The 21927-nt window shown below is 65.2% G+C and carries 19 protein-coding genes; 16 read left to right on the top strand and 3 right to left on the bottom strand.

Translation table 11 applies throughout. The annotated features are described in order from the left end of the window. Positions 1-42 precede the first annotated feature (42 nt). The 3 genes from hutI to hutU are packed head-to-tail and all read left to right on the top strand — an operon-like array spanning position 43 to position 4502. The gene (hutI, locus tag AAFG07_RS26960) at positions 43-1257 is read left to right on the top strand and encodes an imidazolonepropionase (RefSeq protein WP_342722858.1); all 1215 of its coding nucleotides are present in this window, start codon (positions 43-45) and stop codon (positions 1255-1257) included. After that, positions 1254-2813, top strand: a complete 1560-nt coding sequence (gene hutH, locus AAFG07_RS26955; RefSeq protein WP_342722857.1) for a histidine ammonia-lyase — start codon at positions 1254-1256, stop codon at positions 2811-2813. Before hutI ends, hutH begins: the two co-directional genes overlap by 4 nt. 18 nt (positions 2814-2831) lie before the next feature. Next, positions 2832-4502, top strand: coding sequence for a urocanate hydratase (gene hutU / locus AAFG07_RS26950; RefSeq protein WP_342722856.1), 1671 nt, complete (start codon positions 2832-2834; stop codon positions 4500-4502). Positions 4503-4550: 48 nt separating this feature from the next. Here the strand turns inward: hutU and AAFG07_RS26945 are convergent, their stop codons facing one another. Further along, entirely contained in the window at positions 4551-5753 is a 1203-nt protein-coding gene (locus tag AAFG07_RS26945; RefSeq protein ID WP_342729250.1) for an ABC transporter substrate-binding protein, read from the bottom strand. 54 nt (positions 5754-5807) lie between these two features. Beyond that, positions 5808-6947 (bottom strand): acyl-CoA dehydrogenase family protein, encoded by a 1140-nt coding sequence (locus AAFG07_RS26940; protein ID WP_342722855.1) that lies wholly within the window; start codon positions 6945-6947, stop codon positions 5808-5810. A gap of 81 nt (positions 6948-7028) precedes the next feature. Between AAFG07_RS26940 and AAFG07_RS26935 the strand changes: the two genes are divergently transcribed. Genes AAFG07_RS26935 through AAFG07_RS26920 form a run of 4 tightly spaced genes read left to right on the top strand, consistent with a single transcriptional unit; the run spans position 7029 to position 12211 of the window. Further along, entirely contained in the window at positions 7029-7895 is an 867-nt protein-coding gene (locus AAFG07_RS26935; RefSeq protein ID WP_342722854.1) for a GntR family transcriptional regulator, read from the top strand. 59 nt (positions 7896-7954) lie between these two features. Further along, a complete protein-coding gene (locus AAFG07_RS26930) occupies positions 7955-8764 on the top strand; it encodes an enoyl-CoA hydratase-related protein (protein WP_342722853.1) in 810 nt (269 codons plus the stop codon). Positions 8765-8778: 14 nt separating this feature from the next. Continuing rightward, positions 8779-11007: an acyl-CoA dehydrogenase family protein gene (locus AAFG07_RS26925; RefSeq protein WP_342722852.1), complete on the top strand. Its 2229-nt coding sequence runs from the start codon at positions 8779-8781 to the stop codon at positions 11005-11007. Between the two features lie 10 nt (positions 11008-11017). Then, a complete protein-coding gene (locus tag AAFG07_RS26920; RefSeq protein ID WP_342722851.1) occupies positions 11018-12211 on the top strand; it encodes a CoA transferase in 1194 nt (397 codons plus the stop codon). 19 nt (positions 12212-12230) lie between these two features. Here AAFG07_RS26920 and AAFG07_RS26915 read toward each other — a convergent pair whose 3' ends face one another. Next, a complete protein-coding gene (locus AAFG07_RS26915) occupies positions 12231-12707 on the bottom strand; it encodes a MarR family winged helix-turn-helix transcriptional regulator (protein ID WP_342722850.1) in 477 nt (158 codons plus the stop codon). Positions 12708-12922: 215 nt separating this feature from the next. On the opposite strand from AAFG07_RS26915, the gene AAFG07_RS26910 reads away from it, so the two are divergent. From AAFG07_RS26910 to AAFG07_RS26870, 9 genes are all read left to right on the top strand, one after another. Further along, complete coding sequence (locus AAFG07_RS26910; protein ID WP_342722849.1) at positions 12923-13249, top strand: hypothetical protein; 327 nt, start codon at positions 12923-12925, stop codon at positions 13247-13249. A gap of 13 nt (positions 13250-13262) precedes the next feature. Further along, positions 13263-14582, top strand: coding sequence for a Rieske 2Fe-2S domain-containing protein (locus AAFG07_RS26905; RefSeq protein WP_342722848.1), 1320 nt, complete (start codon positions 13263-13265; stop codon positions 14580-14582). Positions 14583-14594: 12 nt separating this feature from the next. Beyond that, the gene (locus AAFG07_RS26900) at positions 14595-15557 is read left to right on the top strand and encodes a PDR/VanB family oxidoreductase (RefSeq protein WP_342722847.1); all 963 of its coding nucleotides are present in this window, start codon (positions 14595-14597) and stop codon (positions 15555-15557) included. A gap of 27 nt (positions 15558-15584) precedes the next feature. Continuing rightward, the gene (locus AAFG07_RS26895) at positions 15585-16808 is read left to right on the top strand and encodes an ABC transporter substrate-binding protein (protein ID WP_342722846.1); all 1224 of its coding nucleotides are present in this window, start codon (positions 15585-15587) and stop codon (positions 16806-16808) included. A gap of 53 nt (positions 16809-16861) precedes the next feature. Then, positions 16862-18145, top strand: a complete 1284-nt coding sequence (locus AAFG07_RS26890; RefSeq protein ID WP_342722845.1) for a CoA transferase — start codon at positions 16862-16864, stop codon at positions 18143-18145. 44 nt (positions 18146-18189) lie between these two features. After that, complete coding sequence (locus tag AAFG07_RS26885; protein ID WP_342722844.1) at positions 18190-19338, top strand: acetyl-CoA acetyltransferase; 1149 nt, start codon at positions 18190-18192, stop codon at positions 19336-19338. Further along, complete coding sequence (locus AAFG07_RS26880) at positions 19335-19784, top strand: OB-fold domain-containing protein (protein ID WP_342722843.1); 450 nt, start codon at positions 19335-19337, stop codon at positions 19782-19784. The genes AAFG07_RS26885 and AAFG07_RS26880 overlap by 4 nt, the downstream gene beginning before the upstream one ends. A gap of 274 nt (positions 19785-20058) precedes the next feature. Then, positions 20059-21213: a transporter substrate-binding domain-containing protein gene (locus AAFG07_RS26875; RefSeq protein WP_212310855.1), complete on the top strand. Its 1155-nt coding sequence runs from the start codon at positions 20059-20061 to the stop codon at positions 21211-21213. Continuing rightward, a complete protein-coding gene (locus tag AAFG07_RS26870; protein ID WP_092125390.1) occupies positions 21210-21851 on the top strand; it encodes an ANTAR domain-containing protein in 642 nt (213 codons plus the stop codon). The genes AAFG07_RS26875 and AAFG07_RS26870 overlap by 4 nt, the downstream gene beginning before the upstream one ends. Positions 21852-21927: the final 76 nt, after the last annotated feature.

Raw genomic sequence — 21927 nt, 5'->3', positions numbered from 1 at the left:
TAGACATATAAGTCAAGCATCCCACCGTAAGGGGACGATCGCATGGCAGAGCGTTTCGACCGCATCTGGCACAACGCCCGGCTCGCCACGATGCGCGGCGATGGCGCCGATCTCGGCGAGATCGACCGTGGCCTGATCGCGGCGCGCGACGGCCGCATCGTCTATGCAGGCGTGCAGTCGGACTTTCCTGCGGATGCGGACGCGGTTGAACGGATCGATTGCGGCGGCCGCTGGATCACGCCCGGGCTGGTCGATTGCCACACCCATCTCGTCTTCGGCGGCAATCGCGCGCACGAGTTCGAGCTTCGTCTGAAGGGCGCAAGTTATGAGGAGATCGCGCGCGCGGGCGGCGGCATCGTCTCGACCGTAGCTGCGACGCGCAGCGCGACCGAGGCCGAGCTCGTCGCCGGCGCACTGCCACGGCTGGACACGCTGATCGGCGAGGGGGTAACCACCGTCGAGATCAAGTCCGGCTATGGCCTTAACGTCGAGACCGAGATGCGGCAGCTTGCGGCGGCACGCAGCCTCGGCCGCCTGCGGCCGGTTGCGATCCGCACATCTTTTTTAGGTGCGCACGCATTGCCGCCAGAAGCCGATGGCGACAAGGACCGCTACATCGATCTGGTCTGCAACGAGATGCTGCCGACGGTGGCCAAGGCCGGCCTTGCCGATGCCGTCGACGGCTTCATGGAGGGCATCGCATTTTCCGGCGAGCAGACCGCTCGGGTGTTCGCGGCGGCGCGTGCGCTGGGGCTGCCCGTGAAGCTGCATGCCGATCAGCTGTCGAATCTCGGCGGCGCGGCACTCGCGGCAAAATTCTCTGCGCTATCGGCCGATCACCTGGAGCACACCGATGAAGCCGGCGCCGCCGCGATGGCCAAGGCCGGTACGGTCGCAGTGCTGCTGCCCGGTGCGTTCTATTTCATTCGCGAAACGCAGAAGCCGCCGGTCGAGCTGTTCCGCAGCCACGGCGTCAACATGGCGCTGGCGACGGACTGCAATCCCGGCAGCTCGCCGCTGACCTCGCTTCTGCTTGTCATGAACATGGGCGCAACGTTGTTCCGGATGACGGTCGCCGAGTGCCTTGCCGGGGTGACGCGGGAAGGGGCGCGCGCGCTCGGCACGCTCGCCGAGACCGGGACGCTAGAGGCCGGCAAATGGTGCGATCTCGCGATCTGGGACATCGAGCGCCCGGCCGAGCTGGTCTACCGCATCGGCTTCAATCCGCTGCACCGGCGGGTGTGGAGGGGGCAATGAGCGATCCGGATGTCCCCATTGTCGTGAAGCCCGGAGCGGTCGGCCTCGACGTCCTGGCGCGCGTGCTTGACGGTGTGCCCATCGTGCTCGATCCGTCGTTCTGGCCGCGCGTCGAGGCAACTGCGGAGATCGTGGCGAAAGCGGCGCAGACCGACGTGCCCGCGTACGGCATCAATACCGGCTTCGGGAAGCTGGCCTCGACGCGTATCGCCCCCGACCAGACGGCGCTGCTTCAACGCAACCTCATCCTGTCGCATTGCTGCGGCGTGGGCGCGGCTACGCCCGAACCGATCGTGCGCCTGATGATCGCGTTGAAGGTGATCTCGCTCGGGCGCGGCGCGTCCGGCGTGCGCCGCGATGTGATCGAGCAATTGCAGGGCATGCTGGCGCGCGGCGTCTCACCGCTGGTGCCGCAGCAGGGCTCGGTCGGCGCCTCCGGCGACCTGGCGCCGCTCGCCCACATGACCGCCGTCATGATCGGGGAAGGGCAGGCATTCCTTGATGGCAAGATCGTGCCGGGTCATGAAGCGCTTGCCGCTGCCGGTCTCGCGCCGTTGACGCTCGGCCCCAAGGAGGGGCTCGCGCTGATCAACGGCACGCAATTTTCGACGGCCTATGCGATTTCCGGCCTGCTGCGCGCACATCGTCTTGCGTGTGCTGCACTGGTGACCGGTGCGCTGTCGGTCGACGCGGCGATGGCTTCCACGGTGCCGTTTCGTCCCGAGATTCAGTCTCTGCGCGGCCATGATGGGCAGATCGCTGCGGCTGCGGCCTTGACTGCATTGCTCGACGGCAGCGACATCAGGCGATCGCATCTCGAAGGCGACGAGCGCGTGCAGGACCCTTATTGCCTGCGCTGCCAGCCGCAGGTCGCGGGTGCCGTGCTCGACCTGCTCGTACACGCCGCACGCGTGCTGACCATTGAAGCCAATGCCGTGACGGATAACCCGCTGGTTCTGGTCGACACCGGCGAGATCGTCTCGGGCGGCAATTTTCATGCTGAGCCGGTGGCCTTCGCCGCCGATCAGATCGCGCTGGCGCTGTCGGAGATCGGCGCCACCAGCGAGCGCCGGATCGCGACCCTGGTCGATCCTGCCTTGAACTTCGGCTTGCCGCCGTTCCTGACGCCCGAGCCCGGCATCAATTCCGGGTTCATGATCGCCGAGGTGACGGCGGCCGCGCTCTATGCCGAGAACAAGCAGCGCGCGATGCCGTGCTCGATCGATTCCACGCCGACCAGCGCCAACCAGGAGGATCACGTCTCGATGGCCGCGCATGCCGCGCGCCGGCTGTCCGACATGGCCGACAACCTTGCGGCCATCCTCGGCATCGAGCTTCTGGTCGCCGCGCAAGGCATCACGCTGCGCGCACCACACTCGACAAGCGCACCGCTCGCTGCGGTCATTGCCGCGTTGCGCGAGCATGTTCCGGCGCTCGCCGCGGACCGTTACATGGCCGACGATCTCGCGCGGGCCGCGTCGCTGGTCGAAGCCGACGCGTTACCGGCCGCTGCGATCGCGGTCCTTTCGTCCGATCCGTTTCCAAAACTTGCTTAGCCGACAGGGACATCCGTCATGAACCGCCGATTGGATAACGAACGTATCATCCGCGCTCCCCGCGGCACCGACATCAGCGCGAAGAGCTGGCTGACGGAAGCGCCGCTGCGCATGCTGATGAACAATCTGGATCCTGACGTCGCCGAGCGTCCGAGCGAGCTTGTGGTCTATGGCGGCATCGGGCGTGCGGCGCGCGACTGGGAGAGCTTTGACCGGATCGCCGCCTCCTTGCGCAAGCTCGAAGGCGACCAGACGCTGCTGGTGCAATCCGGCAAGCCGGTCGGCATCTTCCGCACCCATGCCGATGCGCCCCGCGTCCTGATCGCGAATTCGAACCTGGTGCCGCATTGGGCGACGCTCGACCACTTCAACGAGCTCGATCGCCTGGGCCTGATGATGTTCGGCCAGATGACGGCAGGGTCGTGGATCTATATCGGCAGCCAGGGCATCGTGCAGGGGACCTATGAGACGTTTGTCGAGGTCGGGCGCCGGCACTATGGCGGCAGTCTCGCCGGCAAATGGATTCTGACGGCGGGCCTCGGCGGCATGGGTGGCGCCCAGCCGCTGGCTGCGACCATGGCCGGCGCCTCGATGCTCGCCGTCGAGTGCCAGCCGAGCCGCATCGAGATGCGGCTGCGCACCGGTTATCTCGATCGCCAGGCGACGACGCTCGATGAAGCGCTGGCGATCATTGCCGACGCGGCCAAGACCCAAAAGCCCGTTTCGGTCGGCCTGCTCGGCAATGCGGCCGAGATCTTTCCCGAACTGGTGCGCCGCGGCGTGCGCCCGGACATCGTGACCGATCAGACCAGCGCGCATGATCCGATCAACGGTTACCTACCGAAGGGATGGACGCTCGCCGATTGGGAAGCGCGGCGCGCGGCTGACCCGAAGGCGGTCGAGGCGGCGGCCAAGACCTCAATGGTCGATCACGTGCAGGCCATGCTGGATTTCCACGCCCAGGGAATCCCGACGCTCGACTACGGCAACAACATCCGCCAGATGGCCAAGGACATGGGCCTGAAGCAGGCGTTCGACTTTCCAGGCTTCGTTCCGGCCTATATCCGTCCGCTGTTCTGCCGCGGCGTGGGGCCGTTCCGCTGGGCGGCGCTGTCGGGTGATCCCGAGGACATCTTCAAGACCGATGACAAGGTCAAGGAGCTGATGCCCAACGATGGCCATTTGCACAATTGGCTCGACATGGCGAAGGCGCGCATCAAGTTTCAGGGGCTGCCGGCGCGGATTTGCTGGGTCGGCCTTGGCGACCGCCATCGCCTTGGCCTTGCCTTCAACGAGATGGTGGCGCGCGGCGAGCTCAAGGCGCCGATCGTGATCGGCCGTGATCATCTCGACAGCGGCTCGGTGGCAAGCCCGAACCGCGAGACCGAGGCGATGCGCGACGGCTCCGATGCGGTGTCCGACTGGCCGCTGCTTAACGCGCTGCTCAACTGCGCGAGCGGGGCCACCTGGGTGTCGCTGCACCACGGCGGCGGCGTCGGTATCGGCTATTCGCAGCACGCCGGCATGGTGATCGTCGCGGACGGCACGCCGGAGGCGGCGCGCCGGCTCGAGCGCGTGCTGTGGAACGATCCGGCGACGGGGGTCATGCGCCACGCCGACGCCGGCTATGAAACGGCGATCGAGTGGGCCCAGGCCAACGGGCTCGATCTGCCGAGCCTGCGCGCCTGAGCTGACGTTGGCGAGAAGCCACTGATAACGGTTCTCGCCAACCCGGCCTCAGTCGGCCGACAGCGGCTCGCCGGTCAGCGACCAGCTCTCGCCATCGAACGTCGCGATCCGCAAGGTCCTGAACGGCGTGTAGTCGCCGGGCCGGGTGCTGATCGAGACGCCCGGCAGCATCATCGGCAGCCGCTCGCCGTTCAGCGATGTCGCCTGCTTGATCAGGTTCTCGCGGGTGAGATCGTCTCCGCATTTGCGCAAGGCCAGCTCCACCGCGTGCACGTTCATATAGGCGACCAGCACCGAATAGTCGTCCGGATTGGCCGAAGCTGCGTACGTCTTCAGGAAATCCTTGTAGGCCTTGACCTCGTCGTCATTGGCCCAGGCCGGGTCGCCCGGCTGCTTGAGGAACTGGGTGGTCACCAGGCCCTTCGATGCTTCGAGGCCCGCGGGCTTCAGGATGGTTTCGACCGATGCCGTCGAGCCGCCGATCACGTGCAGCGGTTTCCAGCCGAGCTCATAGACCTTGCGGATCGATTGCGCGGCGGCCTTCGACGACGACTGCTCGATCAGCGTGTCGACGCCGGCGGCTTTTAACTGGACGATCTGTGAGTCGATCGTCGGGTCGGCAAGTTCGTAGGAGGCCTGGGCAACGATCAGCTCGGCCTTCGGACCGAGACCGGCGCGGAGGCCTTTGAGATAGTCCTTGCCGTAGTCGTCATTTTGGTAGAGCACGCCGATCCTGGCGTCGGGCTTTGTGCGCAGGATGTATTTGGCGACGACGCGGCCTTCGGTTTCGAAGTCCGGATAGAGCGGGATCGTCCACGGGAACGTCTTGGGATCGTTGAAGCGGCGTCCGCCGGCGGTGATGAAGAGCTGCGGCACCTGCTTGCCGTTAAGGTATTTCTGGATTGCGACGTTGGGCGCGGTGCCGATCGTGCCGACCTCGGCCAAGATGCCGACGTCCTCGATCAGCTTGCGCGATTGCTCGACCGCCTTCGGCGCGCTGTAGGCATTATCGAGCTGGGTGAAGTTGATCTTGCGGCCGTTGATGCCGCCTTTCGCGTTCAGCATCTCGAAATAGCCGACCACGGCACGCCCGGCGCCGGCGCCGAAGGCGGAGGCGGGGCCGCTCAGCGGCGTCGATTGGCCGAGCTTGATCTCGGTGTCGCTGGCGCCGGGTCCGTAAGCCTTCTGCGCGCAGGCGGGCGCCGCCAGCAGGGCTGACAGCGCGACGGCCACCAACGCCCGGTCGATGATGTGGTTCAAGGTCGTTTCTCCCTGCAATTCGTTTCTTGTTGCAATCGATCTGCGCTAGCGCAGCAGCTCGCGGGCGATCACCACGCGCTGGATCTGGTTGGTGCCTTCGAAAATCTGGGTCAGCTTGGCATCGCGCATCATGCGCTCGACCGGGTAGTCCATGGTGTAGCCGTAGCCGCCGAAGATCTGGACCGCGTCGGTCGTGACCTTCATGGCCATGTCGCTGCCGACGCATTTGGCCATGCTGGCAAGCACGTTGAGCCGCTTCCAGTCGCCGGCATCGCCGGCGCGGGCGCATTCGTAGACCAGCGCGCGGGCCGCCTCGATTTGCATCGCCATGTCGGCGAGCATGAATTGCACGCCCTGGAATTCGGCGATCGGCTGCTTGAACTGCTTGCGTTCCTTGGCGTAGGCGATGCAGGCATCGAGCGCGCCCTGGGCGAGGCCAACCGACTGGGCGCCGATGGTCGGGCGGTTGAGGTCGAGCGCGCGCATCGACGCGCGAAACCCCTTGCCTTCCTCGCCGACAAGGTTCTCGGCCGGGACCCGGACATTGTCGAAGAAGATCGGGGTGTTGGGGGCGCCGCGAAAGCCCATCTTGCGCTCATGGCGGCCGAACGTAATGCCCGGCATCTTCTTCGGCTCGACGATGAGGGCGCTGATTCCGTCCGCACCGGCACCGTCACTGGTCCGCGCCATCACCACGATGTAGTCGGCGACGACGCCGTAGCTGCACCACTGCTTGCGGCCGTTCAGGACATAGCTGTCGCCGTCCTTGCGGGCGCGGGTGTTGAGCGCGGCGACGTCGGAACCGGCCTGCGGCTCCGAGATCGCGATCGCCGTGACCACGCCGCCCTGGGCGATGATCGGCAAATATTTCTCGCGTTGCTCTTCCGAGCCGAAATGCAGCAACGGCATGATGAACATGGTGTTGAGCGCCGCGATCGATGCGCAGGCAGGCGAGACCTTCGAGATTTCCTCGCGCGCGATGCAGGCCATGGTGAGGTTGCCGTTCGGGCCGCCATAGCGCTCCGGCACCCAGAGCTGCATCAATCCCATCTCGCCGAACAGCTTGACCAGCTCGAGCGGGAAGCGGTCGGTTTCGTCGATTTCGGCGGCGATCGGCGCCACGTGCCGGGCGACCATCCTGCGGACGTTGTCGCGGAAGGCGACCTGCTCCTCGGAAAAACTCATACGAACTCCCCGTCTGTTTCTTTGCCGGAAGCCCAAAAAGGGGCTTCCATTGAATGGGTGATCCATTTAATAATTCACCGCATGAGCACCAAGTCAAGCCCTCGCGCGCCGCAGCGCCCCCGCACCGCCTCTCCGAACCGCAGGGAGCGCGCCACCGATCTCCGTGCGGCCGCCACCGCGGCCACACCGACGTTCAAGCCGATCCACACCAGGCGGACGTTCGAGGAGATCTGCGAGCGCATTCGCGAGCAACTGGCGCTCGGCGTGCTGAAACCCGGCGACAAGCTGCCGGCCGAGCGCGAGCTCGCCCAGCAACTCGGCGTCAGCCGGAATGTGCTGCGGGAGGCGCTGCGCAGCCTGGAGATGGCCGGCGTGCTGCGACTGCAGAAGGGCGTCAAGGGCGGCGCCTTCATCCAGCAGGGCGACACCCGGCGCATGAACGAGGTCATGCGCGACATGCTGAGCCTCGGGACGATATCCGTGCGGGAATTGTCGGAGGCGCGGGTCCACGTCCTGGACCTTGTGGTGCAGCTGGCATGTGCAAATGCGCGAAGGGCCGACCTCGATGCGCTGGAAGCCAATATCGAGCGAACCGAGCTTGCGACGAAGGAAGGCAGGCTGCTCGATCGGGTCGAATGCTCGCGCGAGTTCTACAAGCTGCTCGCGGCCTCGACCGGCAACAAGGTAATCGCGATGATCGTGGACTCGGTCACCGAGATCCACATGCGCTTCGTCTATGCCAAGGTTGCTTCCAGCGGGGTCGCGATGGCGCGGCTCGCCGAGAAGCGGCGGCAGTTCCTGGCGGCGCTGAACGAGCGAGACGTGGCGCTGGCGAGCCGGCTGCTGCGATCGCACCTGGAATCCGTGCAGCGCATGCTGGAGCAGGATCCGGGAGCGATGTCGCTTCATGTCGCATTGGCCGACGTGCAGCCCGGGCTGCGACGGTAGCGCGTGCCAACCGTGCCGGTAGATCAACAACTCAAACAGCAATAACAATGGAGGCAAACGTGTCCAACTACGCCAATTATGAGTGCCTGACGGTCGAGGTCGCGGACAAGGTCGCGACCGTGACCTTGAATCGCCCGCAGGCGCGCAATGCCATCAACCAGAAGCTGATCCGCGAGTTGCGAACGATCTGGGACGACCTCGCCGACGATCACGCCGTCAATGCCGTGGTCCTGACCGGCGCCGGCGACTTCTTCAGCGTCGGCGGTGACGTAAAGGCGATGTCCGAGCGGCCGGGCGGCGACGTGCTCGAGGAGGGCGAGGTACACGATCCCATGATCAGCCGGCGCGGCGTCACCCGCCAGCTCGAGCTCGACAAGCCGATCATCGCGGCGATCAATGGCGACGCGATCGGCTTAGCTGCGACCCACGCGCTGCTCTGCGACATCACCGTGATGGCTGAGGATGCGCGGATCGGCGACACCCACGTCTCACGCGTCGGCCTGGTCGCGGGCGACGGCGGCACGGTGATCTGGCCGCTGCTGGTCGGCATCAACAAGGCCAAGGAGTTCCTGATCCGCGGCACGCTGCTGAAGGGCAAGGAAGCGGAGCGGATCGGGCTGGTCAACCATGTCGCGCCGCGCGCCGAAGTGTTGGCCAAGGCCCGCGAGATCGCGGTCGAGCTCGCGAACGGTCCGACCTGGGCCATTCGCTGGACCAAGCTGTCGATCAACCAGATCGTCAAGGAGCGCGTGAACATGCTGTTGGAGGCCTCGATGGCACTGGAGCAGGTGACGTTCGAGACCGCCGACCACAAGGAGGCGACGATGTCGTTCAAGGAGAAGCGCAAGCCGAGGTTCGGCCAGGCATAGCTCGGGGCCGGGCCGTGAGTGCGACCGAAGTGTCGAACGACGATGTCGCGGGGATGCTGCGCGACTCCTTGCGCGGCTTCCTCGACGAGCATTGGCGTCCGCGCGGCGCAGCGGCGTCGTCCTCGCCGGACGAGGTGTCGGCGATCTGGCGCAAGCTGGTCGGGCAGGGCGTCGCCGCGCTCGGTGCGGAGGGCGGCGAAGGCGGGCTCGCCGAGATTCTCGTCGTCATGGCGGAGCTTGGCCGCGCCGGGTGTCCGGCGCCGATGTGGTCCGCGGCGCTCGCCAATCTTGCGATCTCCGGATCGCAGGACGACGTCGTGGTGGATCTGCTGGAGCGGCCGCATTCCGGGAAGGCGATCGTCGCCTTCTCGTTCGGGGCGCTGGATCGCGATCCGGGGGCGGGCTCGGTGGAAGTCACGGACCGCAAGGCAACGGGCGTGCTCCGCTTCGTCGAGACTGCGGGAGCCGCCACGCATCTTCTAGTCGCGCTCGATCAGGCTCATCTTGCGCTGATCGATCTTGCCGGACCCGGTGTCGAGTGCGTCGCGACCCGCGCGATGGGGGCATGGGGGCTCTCCGAGGTCAGGCTGAACGCAGCGCCGCTCACGTGCATTCCGGTCGGGATGGTCGATCTGGACGATCTCCGCATCAAGGGCAAGGCGGCGTCGACCGCGCGCGCTTACGGCGCGGCGCGGCGTGCCTTTGAGCTGGCCGTGGACTACGCCAGGGAACGGCACCAGTTCGGACAACCGATCGGCAAGTTCCAGGCGATCCAGCACAAGCTGGCGAATTGCCTGATCGCGCTCGAAGGCGTCAGGCTGATCCTCGAGCATGCCGCCAGACTGCATGATGGCGGCGACGACGATTGGCGCTACTTCGCCGATTGCGCATCGGCGTTCTCCGGCAATGCGCTGCGGCAGGTCTCGCTGGAGACCCAGCATACATTCGGTGCGATCGGCTATGCCGAGGAGCACGAGGCGCCGATCCATTTCAAGCGCGTGCACCTCGATACGATCGCGCTCGGCGGCGCCTCGGATGCAAAGCAAAGGTTGGCCGCGCGACTGTTGGATGCGGGCGGCGCCGGGCTGCCGCAATATGACCTCGGGCCCGCCGGAAATGCGTTTCGCGAGCAGGTCCGGCTCTGGCTCGAACAAAACTGGACCGGAGACACGAAGCAGGCGTTCGACCAGAGGCCGTTCGCCAAGCGCGAGTTCGATGCGAGCTTCGCCCAAAGTATCGGCGAGACCGGATGGATCGGCCTCGGATGGCCGGAGCAGTTCGGCGGCCAGGCGCGCTCACCGCTGGAGCAGATCGCCTTCATGGAGACGATGGAGCGGGGCGAGGCACCACGGATCGGTGCGGCGATCCAGGCCAACGCGCTGATGATGTTCGGCACGGCAGAGCAGCAGCAGAAATATCTTCCGGAAATCCTGCGCGGCGAAGCCATGCACGGCATGGGTTATAGCGAGCCGCAGGCGGGCTCGGACCTCGCGGCGCTGCGCACCAGTGCGATCAGGGACGGCGAGCACTGGGTGATCAACGGCCAGAAGATCTGGACCACCACCTGGTGGGGCAAATACATGTTCCTCGCCGCGCGGACCGACAAGGATGCAAAGCCGCCGCACGCCGGCATCAGCATGTTCATCGTGCCGATGGATGCGCCGGGCATCACCATCCGTCCATCTGTCACCATGTATGACGGCACCTTTGCCAACATCTTCTACGACAATGTCCGGATCCCCGCCGAGAACCTTGTTGGCGAGGTCAATGGCGGCTGGAAGGTGCTGACCGGCGCGCTGGCCTTCGAGCGAGGGTTGGTCGGTGGCGGGATCGTCCTGAAGGTCGCACACGCCTTCGAGCAGCTGCGTTTGCATGTCATCGGCGATCCGTCTCTGGCCGATGACCCCCTCGTCCGCGACAGGATGGCGACCCTGGCATCGGAGATCGAGATCGGCCGTCTCTTGATGATGCATTGTGCCGAGCTCGCAGCCGACGGCATGACTCCGCCGGAGTATGGAGCGATCAGCAAGGTGTTCTCCGGAGAGCTGATGGAGCGTTTCGGAGAGGCCGCGCTCGACATTCTCGGGATGCGCGCCGCGCTCTCCGAACAGATGCCGGGCGCGATCGACAACGGCCGCTTCGAGCAGAACCTGCGGCATTCGCTGATGTGGGTCATCAGCATCGGGACCAACGAGATTCAGCGCAGCCTGATCGCGCAACGCGCGCTCGGGCTGCCGAGGTAGGAGAGATCGGATGCAGAAGGATGGCGACAGGGCGCCGCTCGCCGGTGTGCGGGTGCTGGATTTCTCCATCATGGTGGCGGGGCCGTATTGCGCGCGGCTGCTCGCCGACGTCGGGGCCGAGGTCATCAAGATCGAGCCGCCGGAAGGCGACGACATGCGGCTGCGGACGCCGCTGCGCGAAGGCCACAGCACCTATTTCGGCCAGCTCAATGCCGGCAAGCGCAGCCTGGCGCTGGACCTGAAGAACGCCGATGCCATCAAGCTCGTGCATCGCATGGTCGCAGAGGCGGACATCCTTGTCGAGAATTTCCGCCCGGGAGTGATGGATCGGCTCGGCCTCGGCTATGACGCGCTTCGCGAGATCAACCCGCGCCTGATCTATTGCTCGATCTCGGGCTATGGCCAGACAGGCCCCGCTGCCGAGCGCGCGGCCTACGCCATGATCGTGCACGCCGAAAGCGGGTTCGATACCTCGCTGATGCGCTATGCCGGCGACCGGGAGCGTCCGGCCGCCGGCGCGATCTTTGTCGCCGACATCCTCGGCGGCATCTTCGGCTATTCGGCGATCCAGACCGCGATGGTCCAGCGCGAACGCACCGGGAAGGGGCAGCGCGTCGATGTGGCCTTGATGGACTGCATGCTCAACCTGCTGGTCTATGAACTCCAGGAAGCCCAGTTCCCGATCCGCTCGCCGCGTCCAACCTATGGGCCGGTGCGTACGCGCGATGGCGATATCCTGATCGCTCCGGTCACGCCGCGCAATTTTGTGGCGCTGTGCGAGGTCACGGGGCAGGACGAGCTGGCGAACGATCCGCGCTTTGCGAGCATTCCGGCCCGCGGCGCCAACTGGACCGCCATGATGCAGGTGATCGAGAAGTGGACGGAGCGTTACACCGTCGCTGAATGCATCGCGGCGCTGGATCGCGCCGGCGTTCCCTGCGCCGAGTACCGGACGCCGGGTGCTGCGTTGACCGACACCCATTTGCGTCAACGTGGCGTGTTTGGGACGGTCTCGGATGGTGCCGGCGAATTCGTCGGCGTCAATGCGCCATGGCAGATGTCCGGGGCCGATACATCGATCGGAAGTCAAGTGCCCGGGATCGGCGCGCAGCGGGACGATGTGCTGTCGCGGATCCTCGGATTGTCGCCGGACGCAATTGCGGCGCTCGCCGCTGCGGGCACGTTTGGCAGGACGCAGGCCTAGGCACCGGACGTCGGCGATCTCAGGTATCGGACGGGGCGTCCGGCGGCGGAGCCTTCGCGATCGCGAGCAGGCATTTCAGGAAATGCGCGCGGTCTTCCTTGCGCAAGGGAGCCAGCATGATGTTTTGCAGCTCGGCGGCGGCCGGGATGACGGCGAGCAGCGCTTCCTCTCCCTTGGCGGTGATCTGCACCTGGAGCGAGCGGCGGTCGTCCGGATTGTTCTTCTTCGAGACCAGCCGGCGCGTGACCATCCGCTTCAGCATTTCGCTGAGCGTGTTGCGGTCGCAGCTGATCCGCTCCGCCAACACTGAGGGGGTGAGCGGACCCAATTGGTACAGCGCCATCAGCAGGCCGAACTGCCGCGGCGTGATGTTGCTCTGGCGGGTCATGCTCTGATAGAGCCCGTCATAGCGGGCCTCCAGCAGCCGCAGCAGAAACCCGACGCCGCCTTCGAGCTGCCAGTCGCGCGCAATGTCGGCGGCCGAGCTCGTTTTCATACCCTTGTCGGCTGCCATGCCGTCGTTGGACCCCGATTTTTCGAATTCGCCTCAGCCGTTAGCAGCTTGGCCTGACGTCCTCAACCCTGCGGTGAACCGCAGCCCGGTCTGTTCCCGGCACGATGCAATTTTGATTTCGCCTTGTCAGCCATCCCGCAATGTAGTACGTATACGTATCACATGCGATGCGAAGACATCGTTCAGGGAGGTTGAACTTGGACCTGCGTGAGCTGCTGTCGATCCCCTATTTGCTCGAGGCCGAGGCCGTCGAAACCGAGCCGGGGCAGTGGCGGGTTCGGCTTGCCTATCCGGAGCTGCCGGGATGCACGGCGGAAGCCGCCGCCGTCGAGGACGCCTTGCGGGAGCTCGAGCGGCGGCGCATCGAATTGATCGTCGGCCTGATGGAGCAGGGCAAGCAGCCTCCCATTCCACGCAAGCCGCTCACCGCATCCGATCCGCTTTGGACCGCTCAGGATCTCGGACTGTCTGACCGCGTCGCCGCGCTTCTCGGCGGTGCGGCGGGCCCGGCCACACGCAATTGAAGGAGGCAAATCCATGCTCTCGCGCGAAGACAATGAACGCCTGGTGAGGGTCGGCAAGGGCACGCCGCTCGGCGACCTGTTTCGGCTTTACTGGATTCCCTTCCTGCCGTCGGCAGACCTCACCAAGGATGGACAGCCGAAGCGCATCCGGCTGCTCGGCGAGGATCTGGTCGCCTTCCGCGACACCGAGGGGCGGGTCGGGCTGGTCGATCAGGCCTGTCCGCATCGCGGCGCGCCGCTGGTCTTCGCGCGAAACGAGGATTGCGGGCTGCGCTGCGTCTATCACGGCTGGAAATTCGACGTCACCGGCGCGGTGACGGACATGCCGGCCGAGCCGGTGCGCAGCCGCCTTAAGGAGCGCGTGCGGATCAAGGCCTATCCCTGCAAGGAGCGCAACGGAATGATCTGGACCTATATGGGTCCCGACCAGGCCGAACTTCCGCCGCTGCCGAACCTCGAATGGAATCTGGTGCCGGCCGAGCAGGTGCACATCTCGGTTCGCGTCCAGGAGTGCAACTGGCTGCAGGCGGTCGAAGGCGAGATCGACTCGGCGCACGCGCCGCTGCTGCACGGTCGGCTCGACGCCCAGGGCACGACGAGCGCCTGGATCCAGAAGCGCGACCTGCGGCCGACCTTCGAATGCATCAAGCAAGACTTCGGCATGAGCATCGCCGCGCGGCGCAATTACGACGCCAACACGCTGTACTGGCGCGTCAACCAATTCATGCTGCCGTTCTATACGCTGGTGCCCCCGCTGTCTCCGTTTCCGGATCTGAGCGGGCACGCCTGGGTGCCGATCGATGACGAGAACACGCTCTGCATCATGTTCTCCTATCATCCGTCGGAGCCGCTGCTGGAGAAGACGCGGCAGGTCTTCGCCGAAGGCCACAAGGGCCGCGAGAGCGGCCATGCCAGCCGCCACGCGCTGATCCAGCACCCGGTGACGGTGCCGTACGCCGGCTACTGGACCAAATACAATCCGCAGAACGGCTTTCAATTCGACTACGAGGCGCAGCGCACCACCTGGTTCTCGGGCCTGCCGGGGCTGTGGGTGCAGGACGGCGCCTGCCAGAGCGGCGTCTCGCCGATCTTCGATCGCACCAGGGAGACGCTCTGCTCCAGCGATACCGGCATCGCGATGACGCGGCGCTTCATTCTGGAGGCGCTCGGCGCCTATCGCGATCACGCGATCAAGCCCAAGGGCGTCTTAGACCCCGACGTGTTCATGGTGCGGGCGGTGTCGCTGCGGCTGCCGCCGGAGGAGTCCTGGGTCGATGTCGGCGCGCCGTTCATGCGGGCGAAGCTCGGCGCAGATTTCGGGTACGAGCTGTGAGCGCATCCCGCCATGGCTGACGTGACGCAGGACGTGCTGGTCAAGCGCATCGGCTACGAGGCCGAGCGGATCAATTCCTACGAGCTGATCGCACGGACGGGCGGAGAGCTGACGCCGTTCACGGCCGGCAGCCATATCGACCTGCATCTGCCGAACGGCATGATCCGGAGCTACTCGCTGGTGAACGATCAGCGCGAGCGACACCGGTATGTGATCGCTGTCAACAAGGATGCCGAGAGCCGCGGTGGCTCCAGCTTCGTCCACGACTCCGTGAAGGTCGGCGACATCATGACGATCTCCGGGCCGCGCAACAATTTCGTGCTGCACGAAGAGGCGGAGCATTCGGTCCTGGTCGCCGGCGGCATCGGCATCACGCCATTGCTGTCGATGATCCGGCGTCTGGAGGCGCTCGGGCGCCGCTGGGAGCTGTTCTATGCCGCGAGGACGCGCGCGGCCGCCGCATTCCTCGACGAGCTCGGCCCATTCCGATCTGATTTTCGTTCCAGGATACATGTCGATTTCGACGACGAGCGATCGGGGCGTCTGTTCGACCTGCCGGCAATTGTCGGAATCGCGCCGGCGCGGGCGCATCTCTATTGCTGCGGTCCGGTGCCGATGCTCGCGGCATTCGAGGCGGCGACGGCCGATCGGCCGTCCGATCACGTGCATGTCGAATACTTCCAGGCGCGGGAAGCGCCCTCAACGGAGGGCGGCTTCGACGTCAAGCTTGCGCGAAGCAATCGCACGATTGCGGTCGAGCCCGGCAAGACGATTCTCGATGCATTGCTGGATGCCGGCATCACCGCGAATTACGCCTGCAGCGAAGGGGTCTGCGGCACCTGCGAGACGCGCGTACTCGAGGGCACGCCCGATCATCGCGACCAGTTTCTGAGCAAGGAAGAGCAGGCGGCGAACAAGAGCGTCATGATCTGCTGCTCGGGCGCCAAGTCCCGCACGCTCGTGCTCGATCTCTAAGACAACAACATACGACGGGTGGGAACAATGAAGTATCTTTCGCAAATTGCCGGAGTGGTCCTGCTGGCCGCCTGCGCCAGTTCGCCCGCGTCGGCGGACGCTGCGCGCTCCCTCAAGATCGGCGTGCTCAACGACGCATCCGGCCCTTATTCGGACAATGCCGGCGAAGGTTCGGTGACGGCGGCCCGGATGGCTGCCGAGGATTTCATGCTGCTTCATCCGGACTTCAAGGTCGAGATCGTCTCGGCCGATCACCAGAACAAGGCGGATGTCGGCGCCGCAATCGCGCGCCGCTGGATCGATCAGGAGAAGGTCGATGCGGTCGCCGACGTGCCGAACTCGGCCGTCGGGCTCGCCGTCAACGAAGTCGTGCGCGGCACCAAGGCGGCGCTGATTGCATCGAGTGCGGCGTCCTCCGACCTGACCGGGAAATACTGCTCGCCCAACACGATCCAGTGGACCTTCGACACCTGGGCGGCCTCGCACACGATCGGTGCCTATCTCGTGCGTCACGGCGGCAAGAAATGGTACTTCATCGCGACCGACAATGCGCTCGGCAAGTCGATGGTGCGCGACGGCACGGCGGTGATCGGCGCCGGCGGCGGCACGGTTCTCGGATCGGTCAATGTGCCGATCAACAATGCGGACTATGCCTCGTTCATCCTGCAGGCCGAGAGCTCCGGCGCCGACGTGATCGCGTTCGCAACCGCCGGCGGCGACACGGTCAGCCTGATCAAGCAGTCCGCCGAGTTCGGGCTGAAGCAGAGCGGACGCACCTTCGCGGCGCTGTTGACCACCACCAACGATGTCGAGTCCAGCGGACTTGCGGTCGGCGAAGGACTGATCATCACCCAGCCGTTCTACTGGGGCCTCAACGATGCCAGCCGTGCCTGGTCGGCCAGGTTCAGCGCACGTCAGCGCGGGCAATTGCCGACCGCGTTCCACGCCGGCGTCTACTCGTCGGTGCTGGCCTATCTCAACGCGGCGTTGGCGGCAGGAACCAATGACGCGCCGGCCGTGATCCAGAAGTTGAAGGAGAAGCCGATCGACGACGCCTTGTTCGGGCCGGTCGTGGTGCGCGCGGACGGCCGCGCCATTCACAACATGTACATCTTCAAAGTGAAGAGCCCGAATGCGTCGAAGAGCAAGTGGGACCTGCTGGAGCAGGTCGGCGTGCTGTCCGGTCCGGAGGCGTTTCGGCCGCTCGACCAGGGCGGATGCTCGCTCGTCGAGCCGCCCAAGAGCAATTGACGACGACGGCTGCGGCCCTCGGATCAACACTTCTCAAACTGACGGATGTCCCGATGCTGGATCAGCTTGAAGCCGACTTCCCCGAGCACACGCCGCGCCCTGTCGATGCGCCAAGGGCGCTCGAGGGGGTCCGGGTGATCGATTTCTCGCATTTCATCGCGGGACCGTTTGCGACCATGATCCTTGCCGACATGGGCGCCGAGGTAATCAAGATCGAAGCGCCGGGCCGCGGTGACGATTTGCGCCGTTATCCCCCGGTGCATCCCGATCTCAGGCACGGCGCGCCGTTCCTCTGGACCAACCGCAACAAGCGCAGCGTTGCCCTCGATCTCAAATCGCCGGAGGGCCTGAAGGTCGCGCGCGAGCTGATCGCGACGGCGGACGTCCTCGTCGAGAATTTTTCGGCTGATGTGATGGCACGGCTGGGGCTCGACTATGAGAGCTGCCACAAGATCAAGCCCGAGATCGTCTATTGCTCGGTGTCGGCCTATGGCCGTGACGGGGCATTTTCGGACCGGCTCGGCTTCGATCCGATCGCGCAGGTCGAGAGCGGTTTTGTCTCTATGAACGGCTATGCCGACCGGGAGGGCGTGCGCGCGTTGTCACCGGTGATGGATATCAGCACCGCGATGATGGCCAGCAATGCGATCCTTGGCGCGTTGTTCGCGCGCGAGCGGAGCGGGCAGGGCCAGGCCATCGAGGTGTCGTTGTTCGAGAATGCCGTCCTGATGACCGGCTACGCGACCATGCAGTCGCTCTTCAGCGGCACCGATCCGAAGCGAAGCGGCAACACCAGCCCGGACACCTGTCCGTCGGGTGTGTTCCTGGCCAGCGATTGCGCCTTCTATATCAACTGCGGCAACGACAAGATCTTCCAACGCCTGATGGCGCAGGTTCTCGAGCGCGAGGACCTCGCGGCGGCCGAGATCTATGCAACCGGCCCGGATCGAATCCGCCGGCGCGAGGAGCTGTTCGCGATCCTTGGCGCCGCCTTTGCGCAGCAGCCCTGGTCGCACTGGCAATCGCGAATGCGGGCGGCCGGGGTGCCCTGCGGTCAGGTACGCACCGTCGGCGAAGCGATCCGCTCCCCGGAGGCAAGGGAGCGCGGGATCGTCACCCGGATCCCGCACGAGACGGTGGGTTGGGTGCCGAACGTGAACCTGCCGATCCGCTATTCGCGGACGCCGATCGTTGATCCCGTCGCGGCACCGGCCGTCGGGCAGCACACCGAGAATGTCCTCCGTGAGTTGCTCGGCTACGATGAGGCGGAGATCGCGCGCCTTGCCGCAGGCGGTGCCTTCGGCAGCCAGCCCTCGCGACAGGATGCCAAGCCGTGACGGCGCGCGGGCGAGACCAGCGGACGCTGCGGGGGCGTGTGGCCGTGATTGGGATCGGTGAAACCGAATATTGTCGCCACGGCGCTTCTCCCGACCCGGAATTCAAGCTCGCGCTGAAAGCCATTCTGGCGGCGTGCGAGGACGCTGGCCTCGATCCCCGCGAGATCGACGGGTTCTCGTCCTACAGCGACGATCGCAGCGAGGCCTCGCGGCTGGCCGCGGCGCTGGGTACGCATCGATTGCGTTCAGCGACCATGCAATGGGGTGGAGGCGGCGGCGGTTGCTGTGCTGCGGTTGCCAACGCGGCGGCCTCGATCGTCGCGGGCCTCGCCGATTGTGTCGTGGTGTTCCGCTCATTGGCGCAGGGCCAATATGGCCGGTTCGGACAGGCGGGCGGCATCCACACGGTTTCGGGCGAACGGTCCTACCTGATGCCTTATGGTGTGTTGGCGCCGCCGCAGCGTTTTGCCATGCGGGTGCAGCGCTACATGCACGAGCACGGCGTACGGCAAGAGGCGTTGCGCGCGATCGCGCTCGCCTCCTATCACCACGCCCAGGCCAACCCGCGCGCCGTGATGCATGGCAGGCCGCTGGACGTCGAGAAATACGATGCCTCGCGCTGGATCGTGGAGCCGTTCCATCTCTACGATTGCTGCATGGAAAATGACGGCGCGGCGGCATTGCTGCTGGTATCGGCGGAGCGCGCCGCAGAATTCCGAAATAAACCGGCCTATCTGCTCGGTGCCGCCTTCGGATCCGGACATCGCGCCGCGGCGACGGCGCACAACGCGCCGCTCTACGCCACGGCGAGCTTCGACACCGTCGCGCCCGACCTTTACCGCATGGCCGGAGTAGGGCCGGCCGATGTCGGCGTGGTCCAGGCGTACGAGAATTTCACCGGCGGTGTCGTGATGGCGCTGGCGGAGCACGGGTTCTTCAAGCCTGAGGAGGCCAACGACTTCCTGACATTCGAGAACCTGATCGCGCCGTCGGGGCGGCTGCCGCTCAACACCAGCGGCGGCAACCTCGCCGAATGCTACATGCATGGTTTTGAGCTCGTGCTGGAAGCGGTTCGCCAGGTGCGCGGCACCTCGACGAGCCAGGCTCGATGCAGCGACGTCGCAATGGTCATCGGAGGTCCGATGGTCTCTCCCGCGAGCAACCTCATCTTGGGTTCGGAGGCCACCTTATGAGCAAGCCGAGCGCGCGCTATCTCCCGGCAGGCCTGCCGATCCCGGTTGCAGAACCTGACGGCCTCTCTGCGCCTTACTGGGAAGGATTGCGTCAGGGCAAGCTGTTGGTGCAACGCTGCGGCCGCTGCGCCACGTGGCAGTTCGGACCCGAATGGCTCTGCCACCGCTGCCACGCCTTCGACCCGGTCTGGACCGAGGTCGCGCCGCGCGGCCGGATCTTCAGCTGGGAGCGCGTGTGGCATCCGTCGCATGCGGCGCTGAAGGGGCGTGGACCGTACATCGCGGTGCTTGTCGAATTGCCGCATGCCGGCGGCATTCGCATGGTCGGCAATCTGCTCGGCGATCCCGAACAGGCGGTTGCAATGGGCGCAGATGTCGAAGGGGTCTTCGAGCATCACCCGGAGTCCGATCCGCCTTTCTCCTTGCTGCAATGGCGCCGGGCGTAGGTTTCCCCGGAGTTACTATCGATCCCTGCGCCTGATACGGGCAATCGATCGCGCGTCTACCGGAGATAGACGGTCCATAGACCGCTGCACCTGTGATCATTTGCGGGCGACATCTGGTTTGCCTGCTTTCGCGTCAGCGCCGCTGACAGGATGAGCTGCCTGGGTCCTTGTCTCGCGGCAGATGACATGCAATCTTCCGCCCCCGGCAATGCTGTTCGAGAGCAACAAGAACAATAATCCCTCTCGTCCCTCCAATTCTGTCGAGGGCCTGATCATGTCGAACCTTACCCAAGCGACCTCCGCTCCGTGGCGGATAGGCGTGCTGTTCTCGCGAACCGGCTTCATGTCGGTGATCGAGGAGACCCAGTATCAGGGCACGCAGCTTGCGATCGAGGAGGTGAACGAGGGAGGCGGGGTCTGCGGCCGCGAGCTGGTTCCCGTCGCCTACGACCCTGGCTCGGACTCGGCCGCCTATGGCCACTACGCCAAACGGTTGATGGTGGAGGATCAGGTCAGCACTATATTCGGCTGCTACACCTCGTCGAGCCGCAAGGCGGTGCTGCCGGTGGTCGAACGGCTGAACGGCCTGCTCTGGTACCCGACGCTCTATGAGGGTTTCGAGGCGTCGCCGAACGTCATCTACACCGGCGCCTCGCCGAATCAGAACAGCCTCGCGCTGTGCCGCTATTTGATGGATACGTTCGGAACACGATTTTATTTCGTGGGGTCGGACTACATCTATCCGCGCGAGTCCAACCGGGTGATGCGGGAGCTGCTGAAGAGCAATGGCGGCTCGGTCGTGGGTGAGCGCTACGTCAATGTCTACGCGCGCTGGCAGGACTTTGTCCCGATCATCCAGGACATCAAGCGGGTCAGGCCCGACGTGATCTTCTCGACCGTCGTGGGGGAAGGCACGGTCTTCCTTTATCAGGCCTACGCGAATGTCGGGCTCGATCCAAAGCAAGTGCCGATCGCCAGCCTGACCACGACGGAAGCCGAAATCGCCGCCATGGGTTTCGACGTCGGCGAAGGACATGTCACCGCGGCATCCTATTTCCAGGGCGTCGAGGGCAGCGCCAACAGCGCGTTTGTGCAGCGCTTTAAGAAGCGGTTCGGCGCCGATATCTCGACCAACATGTGCGCAGAGGCCTCCTATTTCCAGCTGCATCTGTTTGCGAAGGCGCTCGAGCAGGTCAATTCGCTCGATACGGAAGTGCTTCGCTCGATGGTGTTCGGCACCAGCTTTGATGCACCGCAAGGTGCCGTCACCGTCAACCCGATGTCGGGCCATACCGATTTGTGGACACGCATCGGACGCGCCAACCGCCAGGGACAGTTCGATGTGGTCAGCCAGTCGAAGGAGCCGGTGCATGCGGATCCGTTCCTGATCGGGTATGGTCGTGCAACGCAAACAGGAAGCGTCCAATGAACGAGCAGTCGCGTAAGCCGTCGCTGAGCCGAGACGTCGGCGGACGCAAGACCATGGTTCAGGAACTTGCCGATCTGTCGGCCGTCGTGGTTGCGCCGGTCGACGATCAGGTCGGCATGTTGTTGCGCGAATTGCAGCGGTTCAGGATGCGGGTGCGTCAGGTCTGGCCGATGCCGGAGAGCGTGCCGGCCGATGCCGACGTGGTGTACTGCGAATATTCGCCGGATCTGGCGCGGCGCCTGCCGTGGATTCCCGGCGATGCGCGTTCCGCACTGGTCGTGATCCTGCCGGCGACGGAAGCCGTTCACGCCGATGCGCTGTGTCATGCAACGCCGAACGCCGTTCTGCCGCGGCCGTTCACGCAGAATGCAGTGCTGTCCAGCCTCGTGCTGGCGCGCAGCCAGTTCAGCTACGAACGGCGGCTCCGCAGCAAGATCGAGAAGCTCGACGACAATCTGCGCTCGATGCGCACGGTGGAACGCGCCAAAGCCATCCTGATGGCGACGCGGCAGATGCCGGAAACCGAAGCCTATGGCTTCATCAGACGACAGGCGATGGATCGTCGCGTGTCGGCAAGTGCAGTCGCCGCGGCGATTGTTGACTCGTTCGAACTGCTTGGCTACGATCATCAACAGTAAGCCCCAATAGCGGGGCCGGCGGCGACAGAGCCGCCTTCGACACAACCGGCAACAAAGCCCTCCCAATGCTCGCGTA

This window comes from Bradyrhizobium sp. B097 (assembly GCF_038957035.1).
Lineage (GTDB): Bacteria > Pseudomonadota > Alphaproteobacteria > Rhizobiales > Xanthobacteraceae > Bradyrhizobium.
This window is presented reverse-complemented; position numbering and strand designations above follow the sequence as displayed.

What these genes read in the sequence shown, in the direction of transcription:
- hutI (WP_342722858.1), top strand. Translation starts at nt 43, where the DNA reads ATGGCAGAGCGTTTCGACCGCATCTGGCACAACGCCCGGCTCGCCACG.
- hutH (WP_342722857.1), top strand. Translation starts at nt 1,254, where the DNA reads ATGAGCGATCCGGATGTCCCCATTGTCGTGAAGCCCGGAGCGGTCGGC.
- hutU (WP_342722856.1), top strand. Translation starts at nt 2,832, where the DNA reads ATGAACCGCCGATTGGATAACGAACGTATCATCCGCGCTCCCCGCGGC.
- AAFG07_RS26940 (WP_342722855.1), bottom strand. Translation starts at nt 6,947, where the DNA reads ATGAGTTTTTCCGAGGAGCAGGTCGCCTTCCGCGACAACGTCCGCAGG.
- AAFG07_RS26935 (WP_342722854.1), top strand. Translation starts at nt 7,029, where the DNA reads ATGAGCACCAAGTCAAGCCCTCGCGCGCCGCAGCGCCCCCGCACCGCC.
- AAFG07_RS26920 (WP_342722851.1), top strand. Translation starts at nt 11,018, where the DNA reads ATGCAGAAGGATGGCGACAGGGCGCCGCTCGCCGGTGTGCGGGTGCTG.
- AAFG07_RS26915 (WP_342722850.1), bottom strand. Translation starts at nt 12,707, where the DNA reads ATGAAAACGAGCTCGGCCGCCGACATTGCGCGCGACTGGCAGCTCGAA.
- AAFG07_RS26905 (WP_342722848.1), top strand. Translation starts at nt 13,263, where the DNA reads ATGCTCTCGCGCGAAGACAATGAACGCCTGGTGAGGGTCGGCAAGGGC.
- AAFG07_RS26900 (WP_342722847.1), top strand. Translation starts at nt 14,595, where the DNA reads ATGGCTGACGTGACGCAGGACGTGCTGGTCAAGCGCATCGGCTACGAG.
- AAFG07_RS26895 (WP_342722846.1), top strand. Translation starts at nt 15,585, where the DNA reads ATGAAGTATCTTTCGCAAATTGCCGGAGTGGTCCTGCTGGCCGCCTGC.
- AAFG07_RS26890 (WP_342722845.1), top strand. Translation starts at nt 16,862, where the DNA reads ATGCTGGATCAGCTTGAAGCCGACTTCCCCGAGCACACGCCGCGCCCT.
- AAFG07_RS26880 (WP_342722843.1), top strand. Translation starts at nt 19,335, where the DNA reads ATGAGCAAGCCGAGCGCGCGCTATCTCCCGGCAGGCCTGCCGATCCCG.
- AAFG07_RS26875 (WP_212310855.1), top strand. Translation starts at nt 20,059, where the DNA reads ATGTCGAACCTTACCCAAGCGACCTCCGCTCCGTGGCGGATAGGCGTG.
- AAFG07_RS26870 (WP_092125390.1), top strand. Translation starts at nt 21,210, where the DNA reads ATGAACGAGCAGTCGCGTAAGCCGTCGCTGAGCCGAGACGTCGGCGGA.